Origin of the sequence: Bradyrhizobium sp. (assembly GCF_035935975.1) — a bacterium.
GTDB lineage: Bacteria > Pseudomonadota > Alphaproteobacteria > Rhizobiales > Xanthobacteraceae > Bradyrhizobium.
Genome location: NZ_DASYWN010000010.1, coordinates 270977 through 289035 on the forward strand (window position 1 = coordinate 270977; position 18059 = coordinate 289035).

Sequence of the window (18059 nt, forward strand, 5' to 3'; positions counted from 1 at the left end):
GACGCAACATGCAGTTCGAGTTCCTGCTGGAACAGGTGGTGAATGGCCTCGTGCTCGGGGGCTATTACCTGCTCATCGCGCTCGGGCTGTCGCTGATCTTCTCGGTCGGCGGCATCGTCAACCTCGCGCACGGCGCCTTCTATGCGCTCGGCGCCTATGTCTGCGTCGAGCTGACCAAACGCCTTGGCTTCGGCGCTTCCGTGGTGATCTCGCCGTTCGCGGTCGCCCTGCTCGGCATCCTGTTCGAACGCTTCATCCTGCGCCGGTTCTACACGGCTGACCCGATCCTGAGCCTGCTCGTGACCTTCGGCCTCGCAATGGTCGCGGAGCAGGCCATCCGCATGATCTGGGGCGCAGCCCCGGTCTCGACCGAGATCCCGCAGAGCTTTCGCGGCTCGGTCATCGTCGGCGACTTCCTGTTCTCGCGCTACCGCCTGCTGATCCTGGCCGTCGTCGCGGCGATCCTTTTCGGCATCTGGCTGTTGCTGCAAAAGACCTCGTTCGGGCGCGTGGTCCGCGCCGGCATCCAGCGGCCGGACATGGTCGCCGCGCTCGGCATTCGCCTGCAACCCTATATGACCGCGATCGTGATGCTCGGCGTCGGCCTTGCCGCACTCGGCGGCGCCTTCTTCGCGCCGATCACGACGGTGCACCCGGCGATGGGCGCCGAGATCATGACGGTGGCCTTCGTCGTCGTGGTGATCGGCGGGCTCGGCAGCTTCTGGGGCGTCGTGATGGCGGCCCTGCTCGTCGGCGTGGTGCGCGGCATCGCCATTCATTTCGAGCCTGCGGCCGGCGAAGCCTCGATCTACATCCTGATGTTCCTGGTGCTGCTGGTGCGCCCGCGCGGCTTGCTCGGCGAGCGCATCGAGAAGTTCGAATGACGCGCGCCTCAACCATCGAGAAGCTACGGCCTCTGCTGATCGCAGCCGCCGCGCTCGTCGCGCTGCCCTTTGTGCTAAAGCTGTTCGGCCTGTCGCTCAACACCGGCACCTGGATCGTCGGGCTCGCGATCGCGACGATGGGGCTCAACCTCTGCATCGGCTACACCGGTCTCGTCTCGTTCGGCCACAGCGCCTGGTTCGGCATCGGGGCCTATGCCGCGGGCCTGATCCAGCTCCGCTTCTTTCCCGGCGAGATCTGGCTGCCGCTGCTGGGATCGATGGTCGTCGTCGCGATCGCCTCGACCATCATCGGCATGCTGATCCTGCGCCGGCGCGGCGTCTATTTCTCGCTGCTGACGCTGGCGCTCGCCGCGCTGGTCTACACCACCGCCTTCCGCTGGACGAGCCTCACCGGCGGCGAGGACGGGCTCGGCGGGCTGAAGCGCGGCGGCATCGGTCCCGTCAGCTTCGACGGCGCGCTCAACTATTACATCGTGGTCGCGGTGATCGGACTGGCTGTGCTCTATGTGCTGATGCGCCTGGTGCGCTCGCCGTTCGGGCATGTGCTGGTCGCGATCCGCGAGAACCAGCTGCGCGCGAGCTTTCAGGGCTATCCGGTCGAGCGCTACAAGCTCGCGGTGTTCGTGATCTCTGCCGTCGTCACGGGGTTAGCCGGCGCGCTGATCGCGTTCCTGAACTATCTGGTCTCGGCCGAGGCCGTCTCGGTGCCGTTCGCCGGCGAGCTGCTGGCCATGGTCGTGATCGGCGGCATGCGCAGCCTGCTCGGTCCCGCGCTCGGCGCGCTGTTCTTCATCCTGTTCCGCGAGCTGTTCTCGATCTGGACATCGGACTGGCTGTTCTGGTTCGGCCTCACCTTCGTGGCCTTCGTGATGTATTCGCCCGGCGGCCTCGTCGGCATCGGCGCGCTGATCATGCGGCGCCTTCGTCCGCCACCGGAAGAGACGGCGGCAATGAGCCGGCGCAAGATCTATGACGGCCTGCCGCTGCCCGATTTCCTGCGGCCGCAGGCGTTGCAAGGCACCGTGCTCGAGGTCAGCGGTGTGTCCCGAAAGTTCGGCGGCATCCGCGCGGTCGAGAATGCCAGCATCACCGTCGCGGCCGGCGAGATCCACGCGCTGATCGGACCGAACGGCGCCGGCAAGACCACGCTGTTCAATCTGGTCTCCGGCCTCTACGCGCCCGACCGCGGCACGATCCGCCTGCAGGGTCGCGACATCGCCGGGGTGCCGGCGAACCTGATCTGCCATCAGGGGCTGGCGCGCTCGTTCCAGATCACGAACCTGTTTCGCGGGCTCACGATCTACGAGAACCTGCGCCTGTCGCTGCAGGCGCGGCGATCGATGCGCTTCAACATCTGGAACGACATCGATGCGTATCAGGACATTCACGCCGAGACTGCCGCGCTGACCAAATTCCTCGGCCTCGAAGGGATCGAGACAATCGAGGGCGGCGAGCTCTCCTATGGCGGACAGCGGCTGGTCGATCTCGGTATCGCGCTCGGCTCCAAGCCGCAGGTGCTGCTGCTCGACGAGCCGCTCGCTGGCCTCGCCGCCGCCGAACGCGAGCGGGTGTCCAACCTGGTCAAGAACATCGCGGCCAACATTCCCGTGCTGATCGTCGAGCACGACATCGACCGTGTGCTGGGCTTCTCGCAGGTGGTCACCGTGATGAACCAGGGCGAGGTGCTGATGTCCGACTGCCCGAGGGCGGTCCGGGCCGATCTGCGGGTGCAGGAGATCTACACCGGCAAGGGCATTCCCGCCGTCGAGCACCGGCGCAGCCTCGAAGAGGCCGGCGAGCACGCGACCGTGCTGCGCCTCGACGGCGTCAACACGTTCTACGGCAAGAGCCACATCCTCAACGACGCCGCGCTCGACGTGCGCGAAGGCGAGATCGTCGCGCTGCTCGGGCGCAACGGTGCCGGCAAGTCGACGCTGCTCAAATCCATCGCGGGCCTCGTGCCGGCGGCCTCCGGCAGCATCGATTATCGCGGCACCGACATCGCGCGCCTGCCCGCCCCCGATATCGCGCGGCGCGGCGTCGGCTATGTGCCGCAGGGCCGCGGGCTGTTTGCCGGCATGACGGTGCGCGAGAATCTCGCGCTCGGGCGCCTCGCCCGCAAGACCGACGGCCGCGACGGCGTGGTCTGGAACGAGGAGCAGATCCTGCACTATTTTCCGCGCCTGAAGGAGCGCATGAACGTTGCCGCCGACTATCTCTCCGGCGGCGAGCAGCAGATGGTGGCGGTCGCCCGCGCCATGTCCGGCAATGTCCGCCTGCTGCTGCTCGACGAGCCGTTCGAGGGCCTTGCCCCGGCGGTGACGCTGGAGCTGTTCGGCGTGTTCGACCAGCTCCGCCGCCACATGTCGATCGTGATCGTCGAGCACAATCTCGATCTCGTGCTCGCGCTCGCCGACCGCGTGTTCGCGCTGGAGCGCGGCGCCGTGTTCCACCAGGGCCCGGCGGCGCCGCTGCTGAACGATCTCGGCTATCGCAAGCAGATCCTGTGGCTGTGACGCCTACTCCGCCTTGATGTTCGCGGCCGCAACGACCTCGGCGAGCTCCTTCGTCTCCTTCGCGATCTTGGCGGCGTAGTCGGCAGGGCTGAGCACGCTCACGACGCCCTGCGAGCCGAGCTTCTCCTCGACCGCGGGATCCTTTGCGGCCGCGACGATCTCCCGGTGCAGCGTCTCCAGGATCGGCGCCGGGGTTGCCTTCGGCATGAAGAAGCCGACCCAGAACGACAGGTCGAAGCCGGGATAGCCGGCCTCCGCGACCGTCGGCACGTCGGGCAGCGAGGGCAGCCGTTCGGCCGAGGACACCGCGAGCGCGCGCAGCTTGCCGCCCTTCACCAGCGGCACCGCGGAGAGCGGATCGAACACCGCGAGCACCTCCTGCGCGAGGATGCCGACCTCCGAAGCCGCGCCGCCGCGATAGGGCACGTGGATCATCTTGATGCCGGCGCGCTGGCTGAGCAGCTCCATGGCGAGATGGGCGAGATTGCCGTTGCCGCCGGAGCCGTAAGCGAGCGCACCCGGCGCAGCCTTCGCCGCGGCGACGAGATCGGCCACCGTGTTGATGTTCGCCGTCTTGGGGTTCTCCGGATTGACGACGAGCACGAGTGGCGCCGAGACGACGGTCGTCAGCGGCGCGAAGTCGGCTTGCGGGTCGTAGCGGATGTCCTTGAACAGCGTCTTGTTGAGCGTGATCGTGGACGAGTTGCAGGCGAGCATGGTGTAGCCGTCCGCATCGGCATGCGCGACGCCTTCGGCGGCGATCATGCCGTTGGCGCCGGCGCGGTTCTCGACCACGAAGGGCTGCCCGAGCCTTGCACCGAGCCGGTCGCCGATGATGCGCGCGACGACGTCGACCGGGCCGCCCGCGCTGAAGCCAACCATGACCTTGACCGGCCGCACCGGATATTTCTGCGCGAGAGCCTCGGTCGTCAGCACACACGCGCACAATCCGGCGATCAGCGCCAGCAGGCGAGCCGTTCGTTGCATTGGTTCTCTCCCCAGACCTCTGGCGCGCCGCTTGTGCATGCTTGTTGGTGCGGCGCAGGCAAGCCGCATGATTAGCGGCCACGCTGGATTCCGCAATCGCGTTTGCGCGCCGGCATTCCGCCGCGCGGCAGGCGAGCACCGCTTCCAAACAAAAAGTTCGAAAACAACCCCATGCACAGTAGCCGGCCCCAGCAAGAACAAGGACTTGCGCGCGCGGCCAGGGGGTTTGACTCGTCGGGCAAAACACTGGCAGAATGACATCATCGCAACAATCGCAAGCCCGCATCCCGGCCCGGCCACAACCGGTGCGATGTCGTTGCGCGTAAACCCTTCATCGACATCCCGAAATTCGCATCCGCGCGCAACGGCGAACGGCCGTTCGCGCGCGCCTGCGCCCGGCAAAGGACACCGCCCATGACGACAGCTCCCGAACTCCACGTCACGTCGAAGCTTGCGGCAAACGATCGCAGCGTTCCCGCTGCAAGCCCGCGGATCAAACTTTACAAGCGACGCATCGCGATCAGCCATCCCGACCCGGAGGCCGCCGAGCGGCTGCTGGCCGAGGCGCTCGGTGCCGCCGACCGCGACGCGCTGCACGGCATGCTGAGACAATTGGTCAAGGCGAGCGCGGTCGCACAGAAACCCGATGAATCCAATCTCGCCTTCATGGTCTCGATGATCAGGAGCATCGCGCCGAAGGATTCCATCGAGTCCATGCTGATATCGCAGATGGTCTCCGTTCACATGGCCGCGATGCGCAGCGCCTGCCGCCTCGCCTGCACCGCCGATCTCATGCAGCAGGAGAGCGTCACCCGCGCATTGACGCGGCTCTCCCGCACCTTCGCCGCCCAGGTCGAAGCCCTGAACCGCCATCGCAACAGCGACGAGCGCGCGATCACGGTGACGAACCTCTCCGTGCAGGACGGCGGCCGCGCGATCGTGGGCAACCTCACGCAGCATGCGAACGTGCTCGTTGCGGAGGCCGGGCTGGAGGACGCAAGGCAAGGTGCGGACCGATGACGAGCGGACACGCCCGCAACACGGACGCGATGCAGTCGAGCCCGCGATGCGGCGCGAGAACCCGCGATGGCGGGGCGTGCCGCGCACCGGCCATGTGCGGGAAGGAGCGAGGTCGCATGCATGGCGGTGCATCGGGGGTCTGGAGCCCCCAATTCGCAACAGGAACGCGTGGAGGCATGGGCTGTGCGCAAACGAATACATCACTGATACAGTGCGACACCTAGTTCAAATTCGTGGACTGCACCCCTGAAGTGAGACACGATAATTACAGTGACAGTGGGGTTGTCACGATGCGCTACCGCACTTTGTTTTGCGCGAAAGCGGTTTCGAACTCAAGGGGCGACTGGTATCCGAGCGCCGAGTGCAGGCGCTCTTTGTTGTAGACCTCCGCGATGAAGCTGTTGATTTGGCGGCGGGCGTCGCCCAGGTCGGCATAGGCCTTGCCGTTGATCTGTTCAGCCTTGAGCGTTTTCATGAAGCTTTCAGCCTTGGCGTTGTCGAATGGATTGCCCGGCCTGCTCATGCTGATGGTGATGTCGCGATCGGCAAGCCGCCGGCGATAAGCGATGGAAGCGTATTGCACGCCGCGATCGGAGTGATGGATCAGACTGCCAGGGGCCGGTCCCCGAGCTGCGATGGCTTTCTCCAGCGCAGCGATGGCAAGCGAGGCGTCGAGCGTGTCCTCGAAGGCCCAGCCAACAGCCTTGCGCGAGAACGCGTCGAGAATGACGGCAAGATAGGCAAAGGTTTTGGCGAGATGCACATAGGTGATGTCCGCGACCCAGATCTGGTCGGGTGCGGACGGCACCAGGCCACGGACCAGATTGGGGACGACGAGAAAGCCCGATGGCCGCTCCGCGGGCGGCTTCAGGAACGGCGTCTTGCGCTGCGCCAGCAGGTTATCTTCACGCATAAGTCGCTGAACTTTCTTGGCGTTTACGACCATGCCCTGGCGTCTGAGGGTGGCTGTCACCCGCCGATAGCCGTAGAAGACGTGCTTGAGGCAAATGCGCTGGATCAAGTCGCGCAACTCGCACTCGGCCGTCTCGCGGTCGCGTTTGATGTGATGGCGGTAATACGTCGCGCGCGACAGGCCCGCGAGGTGACACAGGCGTTGTACATCGGCATGAGCATCGAGTGTCTTCGACGTCATGGCTTTGATGACTTCGATGATGCGGATGCGGGTTTGCCTTGCGCTGCCGGCCGCTTCAATGCGCGCAAGGCTTGCCGAAAAAAATCGAGATCCATCTGCTGGCGGCCCACTAGCCGTTCGAGTTCGGCGATGCGGGCTTTGGCGAGCGTGAGGGCGGAGCGCTTGTCGTCGTACGTCGCTAGCGGCTTGAGCTTGCGGGGGCCAGGTTTGGGGCCGGGCTTCCGGTTCAAACCGTCCGGCCCATCGGCGTTCCAGGCTTTGATCCAGTCATGGAGAATCTTGCGAGAGATTCCAAGCTCGCGGGCCACAGGCAGGACGCCTTCGCCCCGCTCAACCCGCTTGATCGCCTTCAATTTGTAAGCCGTCGGAAGCTGACGCTTCTTTCCTCGTCCTGCCACAGGTCATCCTCGAAATGCCTGTCACTGTAATTATCGTGTCTCACTTCAGGGGTGCAGTCCATTCGGCTGTGCTTTGACACTAGAATTGGATACCAACACCCAACAATCGTTCCTTATTCGTTCTCGCCAACAACGGCTTGCGCGCGCAGCATGCATATGCAACCATTGAGTGTATTTAAGATGAGATTTCAATGCTTTGCCCTGAAGCATCCTGCCGAACGCCGATACTTGCGCATGTCGTGCGTTGCCACGTTTGTGGCGCGGACGTCGGATTTCCTAACGTAAGAGCGGCGGACGCCGCTGACGAAAGAGCGGCGCTACAGCAGCGCTTGAAGAATGCTGAGATTGCTGCAGATGCAAGGGGTAGACGAAGCACTTCACGTATATGACGCTCCCTCATTGAGGGATGACGTTATCGCGCTCAACGGTAGGGCGACTGTCCTAAGATCGATGGGTCGATTTGCCGAGGCTCTAGAAATTGCGCACTATGCGATTGAGCTTTATCCGACCGAACCAGTTTTGCGGTGCTCGCAGGCAGAAATATACCGTGTGCAGGGTGATCTAGTTTCAGCGCTGGGGCTTTACGACGACGTAAAGAAAAGTTCGCCCAATACATCCGTTGCTTACACTGGGTATGCAGAGGTCTTGCGCGACATGAGAAGGTATCCAGAAGCGATAGCTGCTTACAGGGAAGCCCTCTCTCGATTTCCATCAGACGCATATGTTGCGAATGGGTATGCCAATATTCACAAGGTAAACGACGAACTGGACGAAGCGCTCCGCTTGTATGAAGGCAATGTGAGACAGTTCCCCTACAGCCTGGTTGCGAAAGCCGGACGGGCCGACCTCTTAAAACGGCTCGGAAAATATGAAGACGCGCTAATGGCGTACGACGAAATCATTCGAATCGCGCCGAGCTATGCGGCCGCACGAAATGGCAAAGCGGCAATTCTCGTTGTTCGCGGCGAACACGCTGCGGCGTTGTCTCTGTTGCCCACCAACGATCCAGCTACGAGAGATGACTGGATCGCGTGGAACATACGCGGTATGGCCCTGATAAAAGGTGGAGAACTCGCACGCGGTATTGAACATTTGGAGCAGGGGCGGAAGCAGACACCCTTCGCCAGAGAGAGGCGCTATCTTGAACGAGCACTTAGCGTGGCAAGAATGCAGACGGGCGACTTCAACCACGCGGTTAACGTCCTCAGGGAGGTTGGGGGGCTCGGACTGTCTAACATATTGAGACTGCATGCTTACGCAGGGGACGGACAGTTGGTTGAAGCTCAAACTGCTTACGAGCTACTGTCGATTACCTGCCCTTCTCAATTGCTCGATCGTAGAGACGCAATCGCGGCCCGGTTCGGGTTGATAAAGAGTGACCAACGACACGCTAACGACAACTGGATTTTTCGGAGAGAGACAGAGGCACTATTGCAAGCTGCTTAGTCGCCGAATTGATTGAGGGTCCACAGCGACAATGAAGCTATCTGCGAATTGATCTTTGCCCGAAGGAATTGGTTGATAAGCCCGAGCATTCGTATGGACGTTAGGGATCGCACCAAGCCCGTCGGTCCGGCTAGAGAGAATCCGCCGGCGCCGATCGCCTCAGCCCAGCGCACTGGCATGTGAGCGGAACCCGGCGCATTCTACCGGGAACAGATTCCTAGCTCCGCACTTGACAAATGATAGGACAGTGAGGTGCAGCCATGGGCCAGTCAAAACCGATCCGCCCGACCGCGATCGTCGTCGAGGACGACGACATTCAGCGCGAGATGCTCGCGCCGCTGCTCTAAGAACGCAATTTCGAGGTGCTGCAGTGCGAGGACGCCGAGACTGCCGCGCTCGCGCTGAAGGCGAAGCGCCCTGCCCTGATCATCACCGACATCAACCTGGTTGGAAAGATGGACGGCGTCGATCTCGCGCACTATGCGCAGCAGCAGCATTCCGATGTGCGGATCATCGTGATCTCGGGCCGTCCGCTGCCGCGGACGCTGCCCGCCAGCGCAAAGCTCTTCACTAAGACGGTCCAGCCGACGGCACCCACACCTTCGCCGCCCAGGTCGAAGCCCTGAACCGCCATCGCAACAGCGACGAGCGCGCGATCACGGTGAAAAACCTGTCCGTGCAGGACGGCGGACGCGCGATCGTTGGGAATGTGACGCAGCATGCGAACGTGCTCGTTGCGGAGGCGGAGCTGGAGGACGCAAGGCAAAGGATGAACCGATGACGAGCGGACACGCCCGCAACACCAGCCCGATGCAGGCGAGCCCGCGATGCGGCGCGAGAACCCGTGATGGCGATGCCTGCCGCTCACCGGCCATATGCGGGAAGGAGCGATGTCGCATGCATGGTGGCGCGACGAGGAGTGGCGCGCCGAGCGGGAATGGGAATGCGCGGAAGCACGGACTGTTCACACGAGGAGCCAAGGTCGAGCGGGACGAGGTGCGGCTGTTGCTCGACGAGGCGCAGGAGCTGCTGCAGTCGTTGAAATGACCGGTCGGCGAAATCCTGCCGCCGCTCCCCGGGATTGATGGGCTGCCGGCCCCGTGACAATTTATACGTGCCTGTGAAGCAATTCACACGCCTGCTGTTGCCGACGTAGCTAGCTTGGTCGGGTCCCGATCAACAGGCGGAGCGGTGTCATGGGGGCATTGAACCTTTTGCAGGTGCTTTGGCAGGAACGGCGGGCTCTCGCAGGCATCCCGCTAGAATTGCCCGAAGACAGAGATCCATTACCTGACGGCTCGCCAAAACGGCCGGCACCGACGGCCCGGTCAAAGTTTGCAGTCTCCGGGTTTGCACTCACCGAGACGCGGGTTCAAGCTTCGCCGCCGCCATTGCGGCGGCCGACCGATCGAGTCCCCGGAGAACTCCTTGACGTCTATCAGGCGCTCAACGCGGACGACCGGTGGGCGCTGTGCCTGTCAGGCGGCGGCATCCGCAGCGCGGCGTTTGCGCTCGGAATTCTGCAGAGGATTGCCGCGTTGAAGGTCGCGTCGAAGCGCAAGGATGAAGAGCCCGGCTCGGCCCTCAAGCAATTCGAGTACCTTTCGACCGTATCGGGCGGCGGCTATATCGGCAGCTGGCTATCGGCATGGCTGTTTCAGGAGCGGCGGCGCGAAAAGGAGAACCAGGCACGGGTCGTCCCACCTCTCGTCGATACCGGCAGTCCAAGCATCCCGCCGGATACGGTGGTTCCAGCACTCAACATGCGAAAGAGCCGCAATCCGCTCGGAGATCACGAGGAAGCGGAGCCGATCTCCAACCTCCGGCGCAACTCGCACTTTCTCGCTCCGAGCTTTTCGTCGATCTCCCCGGATCTGTGGAGCGACGTTGCCAGCGTCCTGCGCAATCTGTTCCTGAACTGGATCCTGCTCGTCCCCCCGATGATCCTGGCGGTGCTCGTCACGAAGGCGCTCTACTTCGCCGTCCTCGATGCGCACAGCATCACGGAGAGGTCATGGTGGTTCCTGATTCTGATGATCATACCAACCCTCTGCTTCTTGATTTCCTTGTCTTTCTCTGCCGCCAATCGACCTGCCCGCGGAAGGATCAATGTCGCGCAGCCCCGATTTCTTGCATGCGATCTCGCGCCGTTTCTCATCGGAGCCGCATTGCTGGTCTTCGTGTTGCAAAGCCCATACGGCTTATCGGTACTGACGTATGTGACCGATCTCCTCGGCTTCAAATTCGGCCAGGAGGTCAAGGGGGCTCAATTCTATGCCCGCGTCATCACGCGCGGCGCCGTCCTCGGCGCTGTCTTCTACACCTTCGCCTGGGTTCTGGCGCGCGCATGGACCGGTGTCTTCGGCAAGACGGCCCGCCCACCGCGCGAACCCGCTCCCTGGCAACGCTGGATCGATCTTGGCGCCTGGGGCCTCGCCGGCGCAGCGTTCGGGTTGCTGAGCGCCGCTGGCCTGGCCTTGCTGTGGTATCTGAACCGGTCCGGCTCCGATGCCACGACAGCGATCTTTGCCTGCATCCTCGGCCTGCCCTGGATCGTGATGGCGCGGATCGTCGCCGACGTGATCTACATCTCGTTTGCCGAGTTCCTGTCCGAGGTCGACGTCGGACTCGAATTCCAGGCGCGGTCGAGCGGAATCTTCACGCTGGCCTATCTCGGCTGGCTGCTGTGGTTCGGACTCGTGCTTGGTGCGCCGCCGGCTGCAGCATGGATCGAGGGTCACCTCGGCAGCGCGGCCGTCCCTTCGCTCGCGACAGGGGGAGGCATTTCGGGCCTGATTTCCGTCATCCTGGGCGCGAGTTCGAAGACCAAGGCCGCAGCCGAGCAGGTCTCGGGCTTTCGCCAATATCTCGGACTCAACACGATCGCGGCGATCGCGGCATCGATTTTCGCGGCCACCCTGGTCGCACTGCTGTCGATCGCCTGGGACAGGACGTTCATGTCGTTCCAGTCCGGTGCCGATGACCATATGCCCTGGGCAGTCGTGGCCGTGGCGGCTCTCTTGCTGGGAGCTCTGATCCTTGCCGCCTCGCGTGTCCTCAACATCAACCGCTACTCGCTCCACAGCCTCTACCGAAACCGGCTGGTTCGCGCTTTCCTCGGCGCCTCGCGCAGCGAAAAGGAGCGTGACCGGACCAAGAATGCCTTCACGGATTTCGACGGTCGCGACAGCCCGATGCTGCATGAGCTCTGGGATCACGGCGTCGTCCCGACGGGAGCGAACTGGAAGCCACTCCACGTCATCAGCGCCGCGCTCAACCTCGTATCGTCCAAGAACCTCGCTTGGCAGGAACGGATGGCGGCGCCCTTCACGTTCTCGCCGCTCCATTGCGGCAGCGGCAGCTCGGCATTTTCCGACGGCGCCTACCGGTCCAGCTTCGCCACGACCGACCAGCCGCAGCCCTACGGCGGAAGGCTCGGCCTCACGCTCGGAACCGCCATGGCGATCTCCGGCGCTGCCGTGAGTCCGAGCATGGGCTACAATTCGTCGCCGGGCGTCGCTTTCCTGATGGCGCTGTTCAATGTGCGCCTCGGCTGGTGGCTGGCCAACCCGCGCGGCGACAACCCCGACTACGCGGAGGTCAAGCCGACGAACGCGCTCCGGCCGTTTTTCATGGAGATGTTCGGCCTGACCAGCGAGACCGAACGCTGGGTCTACCTGACCGACGGCGGGCACTTCGAAAATCTCGGGCTCTATGAAATGGTTCGTCGGCGCTGCCGCGTGATCGTCGTCAGCGACGCCGGCTGCGACCCCGATTATTCCTTCGAGGATCTCGGCAATGCGCTGCGCAAGATCTGGATCGATCTCGGCGTGCGCATCGACCTGCACGGCCTCGACCTTCTCAAGAAGCGCTTCAAGGAACGTCCGAGCCCGGCGAAGGAAGGACCTTACTGGGCAATCGGCGACATTCTCTATGGCGAGGCCGACGGCGGCAAGTCGGAAAACGGACTGCTCTTGTACTTCAAGTCCGGCCTGCACGGCACGGAGCCCATGGGCGTCCTGAGCTATGCAATTGCCCACTCAACCTTTCCGCACGAGACGACGCTGAACCAGTTCTTCTCGGAATCGCAGTTCGAGAGCTACCGGGCGCTGGGTTACGAGATCGCAGAACGTGCATTTGAATCCGGCGAGGGACTTTCGACCGACGCCGCAACCGGAGCGCCGCCCACGTTCCTCTCGATCATGGAGAAGCTCAAGAGCAAGGTCCCGCCGGACGCCGCACCTGTCGCGGAACTGGCGGAGAAATAATCGGCGACGACGCATCACGGAGGCGCACGTCGCTCCGCGCCTCTTCTCGAATTATTGACAGGCAAACTGCAAAGCTAATCTTTACAGTTTACCTGTATATCTGCTAAACGCCTCGCATGAGCAATTCATCAGGTGCCGCGGCGGGACGCACGTCCGCGCTCGCCGAAGAGCTTCGCCTGCTGATGGGAACCCTGAAGCGGCGGCTTCGCGAGCAGGGTCAACGCGAAGATCTTCCCCCGTCGCAGATCGCCGTTCTGCTGCGCCTCGAAAAGGACGGACCCGCGACCGTTTCCGGCCTCGCCCGGCTGGAGGGGATGCGCCCGCAATCGATGAGTGCCGCGGTCGCGGCGCTGGAGGCTGCGGGCCTGGTCCGCGGCGCACCCGATCCCGACGACGGCCGGCAAACCATCATGTCCCTCACCGACATGTGCCGCGAGCGGCTGCGCACCGGCCGGGCCGCGCGGCAGGATTGGCTGTCGCGCACCATCGCAGCAAAACTGTCTCCGCGCGAGCAGCAGGAACTTACATCAGCGGTCAGGCTGTTGAAACGGCTGGTCGAAGATTGACGCCGGCCTTTTCCGCAGCGGTCACGGACATCATCCCATCGAAAGGACGATCATGGCTCTCACGATGCTCGATCCGATCTCGGCCCTCATCATCGTCGATCTGCAAAGCGGGATCGCCGGTTCGCCCCTCGTCCATTCCATCGATGAGGTCGTGACGCGCGCCTGCGATCTCATCGCGGCGTTTCGGCGGCATCGATTGCCGATCGTGCTGGTCAATGTCGACGGCGTTGCACCCGGACGAACCGAGCGGCCACGACGCGCCGGGCAGCTTCCCGAGGGATGGACCGACTTTCTTCCGGAGCTCGGCCGGCAACCCGACGACATCGTGGTGACGAAGCGGACATGGGGCGCGTTCGCAAGCACCGATCTGGAAGGCCAGCTCAGGAGCCGCGGCGTCACGCAGGTCGTGATCGCCGGCGTCGCCACCGGCACCGGGGTCGAATCCACGGCACGGCAGGCCTTTGAGGCGGGCTTCAACGTCACGCTCGCCCTCGACGCCATGACGGATGCGCGACCGAGCGCGCACGACTACAGCATCGCAAACGTATTTCCGCGGCTTGGCGAAACCGGCTCGACGCAGGCGATCATCGACCTTCTCGAAAGGACCCACGCGCATGAACTGGCTTGACCTCGTCGCCTATTTCTTCGGCGGAGCCTTCCTCACCAATGCCATTCCCCATGTCGTCGCCGGCATGATGGGCGAGCCGTTCCAGACGCCATTTGCAAAGCCGCCGGGCGAAGGGCTCTCGACATCGACCGTCAATATCGTGTGGGGCTTCTTCAACCTCCTCGTCGGATATTGCCTGATCTGCCGCGTCGGCGGCTTCGACCTGAGGAGCACCGGCGATGTCGCAGCCGCCGGACTCGGCGGGCTCCTGATCGGCCTCTTCCTGGCGCGGCGGTTCGGACGATTTCACGGCGGCAACGAGCCCCGGCAAACATGAGGCGCATCTTTCGTTCGCTGCGGAGCTTCAACTACCGGGTCTGGGCCGCGGGCGCGCTGGTGTCCAATGTCGGAACCTGGATGCAGCGGGCGGCCCAGGACTGGCTCGTGCTCACGGAGCTGACCGATCACAGCGCGTCCGCCGTCGGCATCGTGATGGCGCTGCAGTTCGGACCGCAGCTCTTGCTGATGCCCTGGTCCGGATATGCCGCCGACCATTTCAACCAGCGCCGGCTGTTGATGGCGACCCAGGCCACGATGGGCGCGCTGGCGCTGATCCTCGGGCTTCTCACCGTCACCGGCCTCGTGCAGCTCTGGCACGTCTATGTGTTCGCGTTCCTGTTCGGCTGCAGTGCGGCGCTCGATGCCCCGGTGCGGCAGACCTTCGTGGCCGAACTGGTGGGCGATGCCGATCTGTCGAATGCGATCGCGCTGAATTCGACCACGTTCAACGCCGCGCGCATGATCGGGCCGGCGGTGGCCGGTCTCGTCATCGCCTCCGTCGGCACCGGCTGGGCATTCCTCTTCAACGGCGCCTCGTTCATGGCGGTGCTGGCATCGCTGTCGCTGCTGCGAACATCGGAGCTTCGCCCCAACGCCCGCGCTCATCGTACCAAGGGCAGCGTGCTGCAGGGATTTCATTATGTCTGGTCCCGTCCCGACCTCCGGACGACCCTGATCATGCTGTTCCTGATCGGCACGTTCGGGCTCAACTTTCCGATCTTCATCTCGACGATGGCCGTCGGCGTCTTCAACACCGATGCACGCGGTTTCGGCCTGCTGTCCTCGATGATGGCGGTGGGAACGATGTCCGGCGCCTTGCTGGCCGCAAGCCGCGAGCGGCCGCGCTTCAACGCGCTGGTGCTCGGTGCCGCGATCTTCGGCCTCGGCTGCACGCTCGCCGCACTGGCGCCGGGCTACTGGCTGTTCGCGGCGGCGCTGGTCGTCATCGGCGTCGCCGCCCTGACCGTCATGAACACGTCGAACGCGCTGATGCAGCTTTCCACTGAACCGGCGATGCGCGGGCGCGTGATGGCGCTTCGGCTCGGCGTCGCACTGGGCGGTACGCCGATCGGCGCGCCGATCGTCGGATGGGTTGCCGATCATTTCGGCCCGCGATGGGCACTCGGCATCGGGGCGACCGCAGGCTTCGCGGCTGCCATCATCGCCGTCGGGGCGCTCTCCCGGCACGCGCACGAAGGCCAGTTCGATCTGCCGCAACAGCGGTGACCTCGCCATCCACGCACAGTCATGTGAGCGGACCCCGGCGCACTGCACCGGGAACAGATTCCTACCTCCGCACTTAACAAATGATAGGACAGTGAGGTGCAGCCATGGGCCAATCAAAGCCGATCCGCCCGACAGCGATCGTCGTCGAGGACGACGACATCCAGCGCGAGATGCTCGCGCTGCTGCTCGAGCAAAGCAATTTCGACGTCCTGCAATGCGAGGACGCAGAGACCGCGGCGCTGGCGCTGAAGGTGAAGCACCCTGCCCTGATCATCACCGATATCAATTTGGTCGGGAAGATGGATGGCGTCGATCTCGCGCACTATGCGCAGCAGCAGCATTCCGACGTGCGGATCATCGTGATCTCGGGCCGTCCGCTGCCGCGGCCCCTGCCCGCCGGCGCAAAGTTCTTTACCAAGCCGGTCTACCCGACGGCGCTGCTCGCGGAAGCGGCGCGGCGATAGCGGAGGTTTACCGCAGGCTGGCACCTTGCCCGCGGCGCATCCTTCGAGACGGCCGCCTTTGGCGGCCTCCTCAGGATGAGGTTCGCGTTTCGTGGCGCGAGATCTCAGCGGACATGCGCGAGGTAGTGAGCGAGGTCGGCGATCTGGTCCTTACCGACGGTCTGCATCACGTCGGCCATGGTGGCGTCATAGCCGTGACGAGAGTTGTCCTTGTATTCGGCCAGCGTCTTGACGAGATAGTCCTCGCGCTGGTTGGCGATGCGCGGGACGTTTTCCTTTCCGGAGTAGTCGGGGTTGTGGCAGGTGTTGCAGCGGTTCTGCTTCGCCAGCGCTTCTCCGCGCGCCATCCGCGTGGCATCTGCGGCGTCGGCCGGCGGCGCGGGTTTCGGCAGCGTGGCGATGAAATCGGAGAAGGTGCGCAGATCGTCGTCGGTCAGCGACTTCGCCATCTCGTTCATCGGCTCGAACACGCGCAGCTTTTCGCGGAACATGAAGATCTGGATCAGCGCGTAAGGGGCCTGCTGGCCGCCGAGCGAGGGCGTGTTCTCGGTCTCGGAGGCGCCGCGCTCGCCATGACAGGCAAGGCACGGCGCGGCACGCTCCTGGATGGTTTCGGCGCTTGCGGAGACGGCGAGCGAGGCGAGCGCCAGAGCGGCGATCATTGTTCTTTTCATTGGCCGCTCCTGGAGGCCATCATTGCGAGGAGCGAAGCGACGAAGCAATCCAGTCTGTTGCCGCGGAGGCATTCTGGATTGCTTCGCTTCGCTCGCAATGACGGTGGTTGTTACTTCGCCGCGACCTTCTGCTTGCCGTAGGTGATGCGGTACACCGCGCCGTTCCAGTCGTCGGAGACGAGCAGCGAGCCGTCCTTCAGCAGCATGACGTCGACGGGGCGGCCGACATATTTGTTGTCCTCGAGGAAGCCGGTCAGGAACGGCTCCATCGACTTCACGGTGCCGTCCTTGTTCAGCTTGACGACGACGACGTCACCGCCCTGCTTCTGCGACTTGTTCCAGGAGCCGTGGCGCGCGACGAAGATCGCGTTCTTGTACTGCTTCGGGAACATGCTTCCGGTGTAGAAGCGCATGCCGAGCGCGGCGGTGTGCGGGCCCATCAGGCCGACCGGCGCGGTGTAGTTCTTGCAGTCCTTGCCCCAGCCGAGCTCCTGGTCGATGATGTTGCCCTGGTAGCAGAACGGCGCGCCGAAATCCTCACCGGCCTTGGTGACGCGGTTGAGCTCGTCCTCCGGCACCGTCTCCGACAGCCAGTCGCGGCCGTTGTCGGTGAAGTAGAGCTGCTTGGTCTCGGGATTCCAGTCGAAGCCGACCGTGTTGCGCACGCCGACCGCGTAGACCTCGGCGCCCGAGCCGTCGAGATTCATGCGGCGGATCTGGCCGTGATCGGCATCATGCAGCACGTTGTTGCCGGGCTGGCCGACCGGGACATAGAGCTTGTTGTCGGGGCCGATGGCGATGAACTTCCAGCCATGCGCCTCGTCCTTCGGCAGCTTGTCATAGATGACGGTCGGCTTCGGCGGGCTGTCGAGGACGTCGTCGATCTTGTCGATCTTGGAGACTTTGGACAGCTCGGCGATGTAGAGGGTGCCGTCCTTGAAGGCGACGCCGTTCGGGCGGTAGAGGCCCGACGCGATCACCTTGACCGACTTTTTGCCGTCCTTGTCGGCGATGGCGTAGACCTTGTCGACGAGCCGGCTGCCGACGAACACGGTGCCCTTGTCGCTCTGCACCAGCGAGCGCGCATTCGCCATGCCCGAGGCATAGACCTCGATGTTGAAGCCTGCGGGCACCTTGAGCTTGGCGAGCGGCAGCTTGTCGGCCGCGGCCGGAATCGGCGGCGGCGCGACGGGGGCGAGTTTTGAGGCGGCCTCGCCGTCCGGACGCCCGATCAACGGGGATCCCGGAGGAAGCGGCTGGGCGGCGGGCGCGGCACCCGCGGCAGGTGGCGATGCCGGCTGCTGCGCCGCAGCGGACAGCGTGAACACACCGAAGACCGCGCCGGCCAGCAACAGGCTGCGCGACGCAGACGATAGACCCATCATGATGTTTCTCCCCAATGCGGAAGCCGTCTTCCAGACGCTGGCGCGTCCGCGGCTTTTCCGAGTCGCACTCTGTGAATTCGCGCAAGCAAATGCAATCGGAAACA

General features: G+C 63.9%; 19 protein-coding genes and 1 pseudogene. 14 read left to right on the forward strand and 6 right to left on the reverse strand.

Features of this window, described 5'->3' with window-relative positions; all coding sequences use genetic code 11:
* Nucleotides 1–8 precede the first annotated feature (8 nt).
* Both VGR99_RS04920 and VGR99_RS04925 read left to right on the forward strand, forming a co-directional pair.
* Nucleotides 9–884 carry a branched-chain amino acid ABC transporter permease gene (locus tag VGR99_RS04920; RefSeq protein WP_326897172.1) on the forward strand — a complete coding sequence of 292 codons (876 nt, stop codon included), beginning with the start codon at nucleotides 9–11 and terminating at the stop codon, nucleotides 882–884.
* A complete protein-coding gene (locus VGR99_RS04925) occupies nucleotides 881–3421 on the forward strand; it encodes a branched-chain amino acid ABC transporter ATP-binding protein/permease (protein WP_326897173.1) in 2541 nt (846 codons plus the stop codon). The genes VGR99_RS04920 and VGR99_RS04925 overlap by 4 nt, the downstream gene beginning before the upstream one ends.
* Before the next feature lie 3 nt (nucleotides 3422–3424).
* On the opposite strand, the gene VGR99_RS04930 is transcribed toward VGR99_RS04925, so the two are convergent.
* Nucleotides 3425–4408 carry a tripartite tricarboxylate transporter substrate binding protein gene (locus VGR99_RS04930; RefSeq protein WP_326897174.1) on the reverse strand — a complete coding sequence of 328 codons (984 nt, stop codon included), beginning with the start codon at nucleotides 4406–4408 and terminating at the stop codon, nucleotides 3425–3427.
* 414 nt (nucleotides 4409–4822) lie between these two features.
* Between VGR99_RS04930 and VGR99_RS04935 the strand changes: the two genes are divergently transcribed.
* Both VGR99_RS04935 and VGR99_RS04940 read left to right on the forward strand, forming a co-directional pair.
* On the forward strand, nucleotides 4823–5428 hold the full coding sequence (locus tag VGR99_RS04935; protein WP_326897175.1) for a hypothetical protein: 606 nt from the start codon (nucleotides 4823–4825) through the stop codon (nucleotides 5426–5428).
* A 29-nt stretch (nucleotides 5429–5457) separates the two neighbouring features.
* Nucleotides 5458–5652, forward strand: coding sequence for an HGGxSTG domain-containing protein (locus VGR99_RS04940; protein WP_326897223.1), 195 nt, complete (start codon nucleotides 5458–5460; stop codon nucleotides 5650–5652).
* Between the two features lie 71 nt (nucleotides 5653–5723).
* Here VGR99_RS04940 and VGR99_RS04945 read toward each other — a convergent pair whose 3' ends face one another.
* Both VGR99_RS04945 and VGR99_RS04950 read right to left on the reverse strand, forming a co-directional pair.
* Nucleotides 5724–6581 carry an IS3 family transposase gene (locus VGR99_RS04945; RefSeq protein ID WP_326897176.1) on the reverse strand — a complete coding sequence of 286 codons (858 nt, stop codon included), beginning with the start codon at nucleotides 6579–6581 and terminating at the stop codon, nucleotides 5724–5726.
* On the reverse strand, nucleotides 6578–6979 hold the full coding sequence (locus tag VGR99_RS04950; protein ID WP_326897177.1) for a helix-turn-helix domain-containing protein: 402 nt from the start codon (nucleotides 6977–6979) through the stop codon (nucleotides 6578–6580). The genes VGR99_RS04945 and VGR99_RS04950 overlap by 4 nt, the downstream gene beginning before the upstream one ends.
* A 354-nt stretch (nucleotides 6980–7333) precedes the next feature.
* Here VGR99_RS04950 and VGR99_RS04955 point away from each other — a divergent pair, with 354 nt between their 5' ends.
* Nucleotides 7334–8425: a tetratricopeptide repeat protein gene (locus VGR99_RS04955; protein WP_326897224.1), complete on the forward strand. Its 1092-nt coding sequence runs from the start codon at nucleotides 7334–7336 to the stop codon at nucleotides 8423–8425.
* Between the two features lie 269 nt (nucleotides 8426–8694).
* On the opposite strand, the gene VGR99_RS04960 is transcribed toward VGR99_RS04955, so the two are convergent.
* On the reverse strand, nucleotides 8695–8922 hold the full coding sequence (locus tag VGR99_RS04960; RefSeq protein ID WP_326897228.1) for a hypothetical protein: 228 nt from the start codon (nucleotides 8920–8922) through the stop codon (nucleotides 8695–8697).
* On the opposite strand from VGR99_RS04960, the gene VGR99_RS04965 reads away from it, so the two are divergent.
* From VGR99_RS04965 to VGR99_RS05005, 9 genes and pseudogenes are all read left to right on the forward strand, one after another.
* Nucleotides 8827–9051: a hypothetical protein gene (locus VGR99_RS04965; RefSeq protein ID WP_326897225.1), complete on the forward strand. Its 225-nt coding sequence runs from the start codon at nucleotides 8827–8829 to the stop codon at nucleotides 9049–9051. The two genes, VGR99_RS04960 and VGR99_RS04965, sit on opposite strands and share 96 nt — an antisense overlap.
* A pseudogene (locus VGR99_RS04970) lies at nucleotides 9024–9206 on the forward strand (hypothetical protein); the annotation flags it as partial. The gene VGR99_RS04965 and the pseudogene VGR99_RS04970, both read left to right, overlap by 28 nt.
* Before the next feature lie 29 nt (nucleotides 9207–9235).
* A complete protein-coding gene (locus VGR99_RS04975; RefSeq protein WP_326897226.1) occupies nucleotides 9236–9472 on the forward strand; it encodes an HGGxSTG domain-containing protein in 237 nt (78 codons plus the stop codon).
* 491 nt (nucleotides 9473–9963) lie between these two features.
* Nucleotides 9964–12693 carry a hypothetical protein gene (locus VGR99_RS04980; RefSeq protein ID WP_326897178.1) on the forward strand — a complete coding sequence of 910 codons (2730 nt, stop codon included), beginning with the start codon at nucleotides 9964–9966 and terminating at the stop codon, nucleotides 12691–12693.
* A gap of 116 nt (nucleotides 12694–12809) precedes the next feature.
* Nucleotides 12810–13259 carry a MarR family winged helix-turn-helix transcriptional regulator gene (locus VGR99_RS04985; RefSeq protein WP_326897179.1) on the forward strand — a complete coding sequence of 150 codons (450 nt, stop codon included), beginning with the start codon at nucleotides 12810–12812 and terminating at the stop codon, nucleotides 13257–13259.
* Nucleotides 13260–13311: 52 nt separating this feature from the next.
* Nucleotides 13312–13887 (forward strand): isochorismatase family protein, encoded by a 576-nt coding sequence (locus VGR99_RS04990; protein ID WP_326897180.1) that lies wholly within the window; start codon nucleotides 13312–13314, stop codon nucleotides 13885–13887.
* The gene (locus VGR99_RS04995; protein WP_326897181.1) at nucleotides 13874–14203 is read left to right on the forward strand and encodes a hypothetical protein; all 330 of its coding nucleotides are present in this window, start codon (nucleotides 13874–13876) and stop codon (nucleotides 14201–14203) included. The genes VGR99_RS04990 and VGR99_RS04995 overlap by 14 nt, the downstream gene beginning before the upstream one ends.
* Complete coding sequence (locus VGR99_RS05000; RefSeq protein WP_326897182.1) at nucleotides 14200–15432, forward strand: MFS transporter; 1233 nt, start codon at nucleotides 14200–14202, stop codon at nucleotides 15430–15432. Before VGR99_RS04995 ends, VGR99_RS05000 begins: the two co-directional genes overlap by 4 nt.
* 104 nt (nucleotides 15433–15536) lie before the next feature.
* A complete protein-coding gene (locus tag VGR99_RS05005) occupies nucleotides 15537–15896 on the forward strand; it encodes a response regulator (protein ID WP_326897183.1) in 360 nt (119 codons plus the stop codon).
* A gap of 104 nt (nucleotides 15897–16000) precedes the next feature.
* On the opposite strand, the gene VGR99_RS05010 is transcribed toward VGR99_RS05005, so the two are convergent.
* Together VGR99_RS05010 and VGR99_RS05015 are read right to left on the reverse strand one after the other, a co-directional pair.
* Nucleotides 16001–16570: a c-type cytochrome gene (locus VGR99_RS05010; RefSeq protein ID WP_326897184.1), complete on the reverse strand. Its 570-nt coding sequence runs from the start codon at nucleotides 16568–16570 to the stop codon at nucleotides 16001–16003.
* A 110-nt stretch (nucleotides 16571–16680) separates the two neighbouring features.
* Nucleotides 16681–17955, reverse strand: a complete 1275-nt coding sequence (locus tag VGR99_RS05015; protein WP_326897185.1) for a PQQ-dependent sugar dehydrogenase — start codon at nucleotides 17953–17955, stop codon at nucleotides 16681–16683.
* Between the last annotated feature and the right edge of the window lie 104 nt (nucleotides 17956–18059).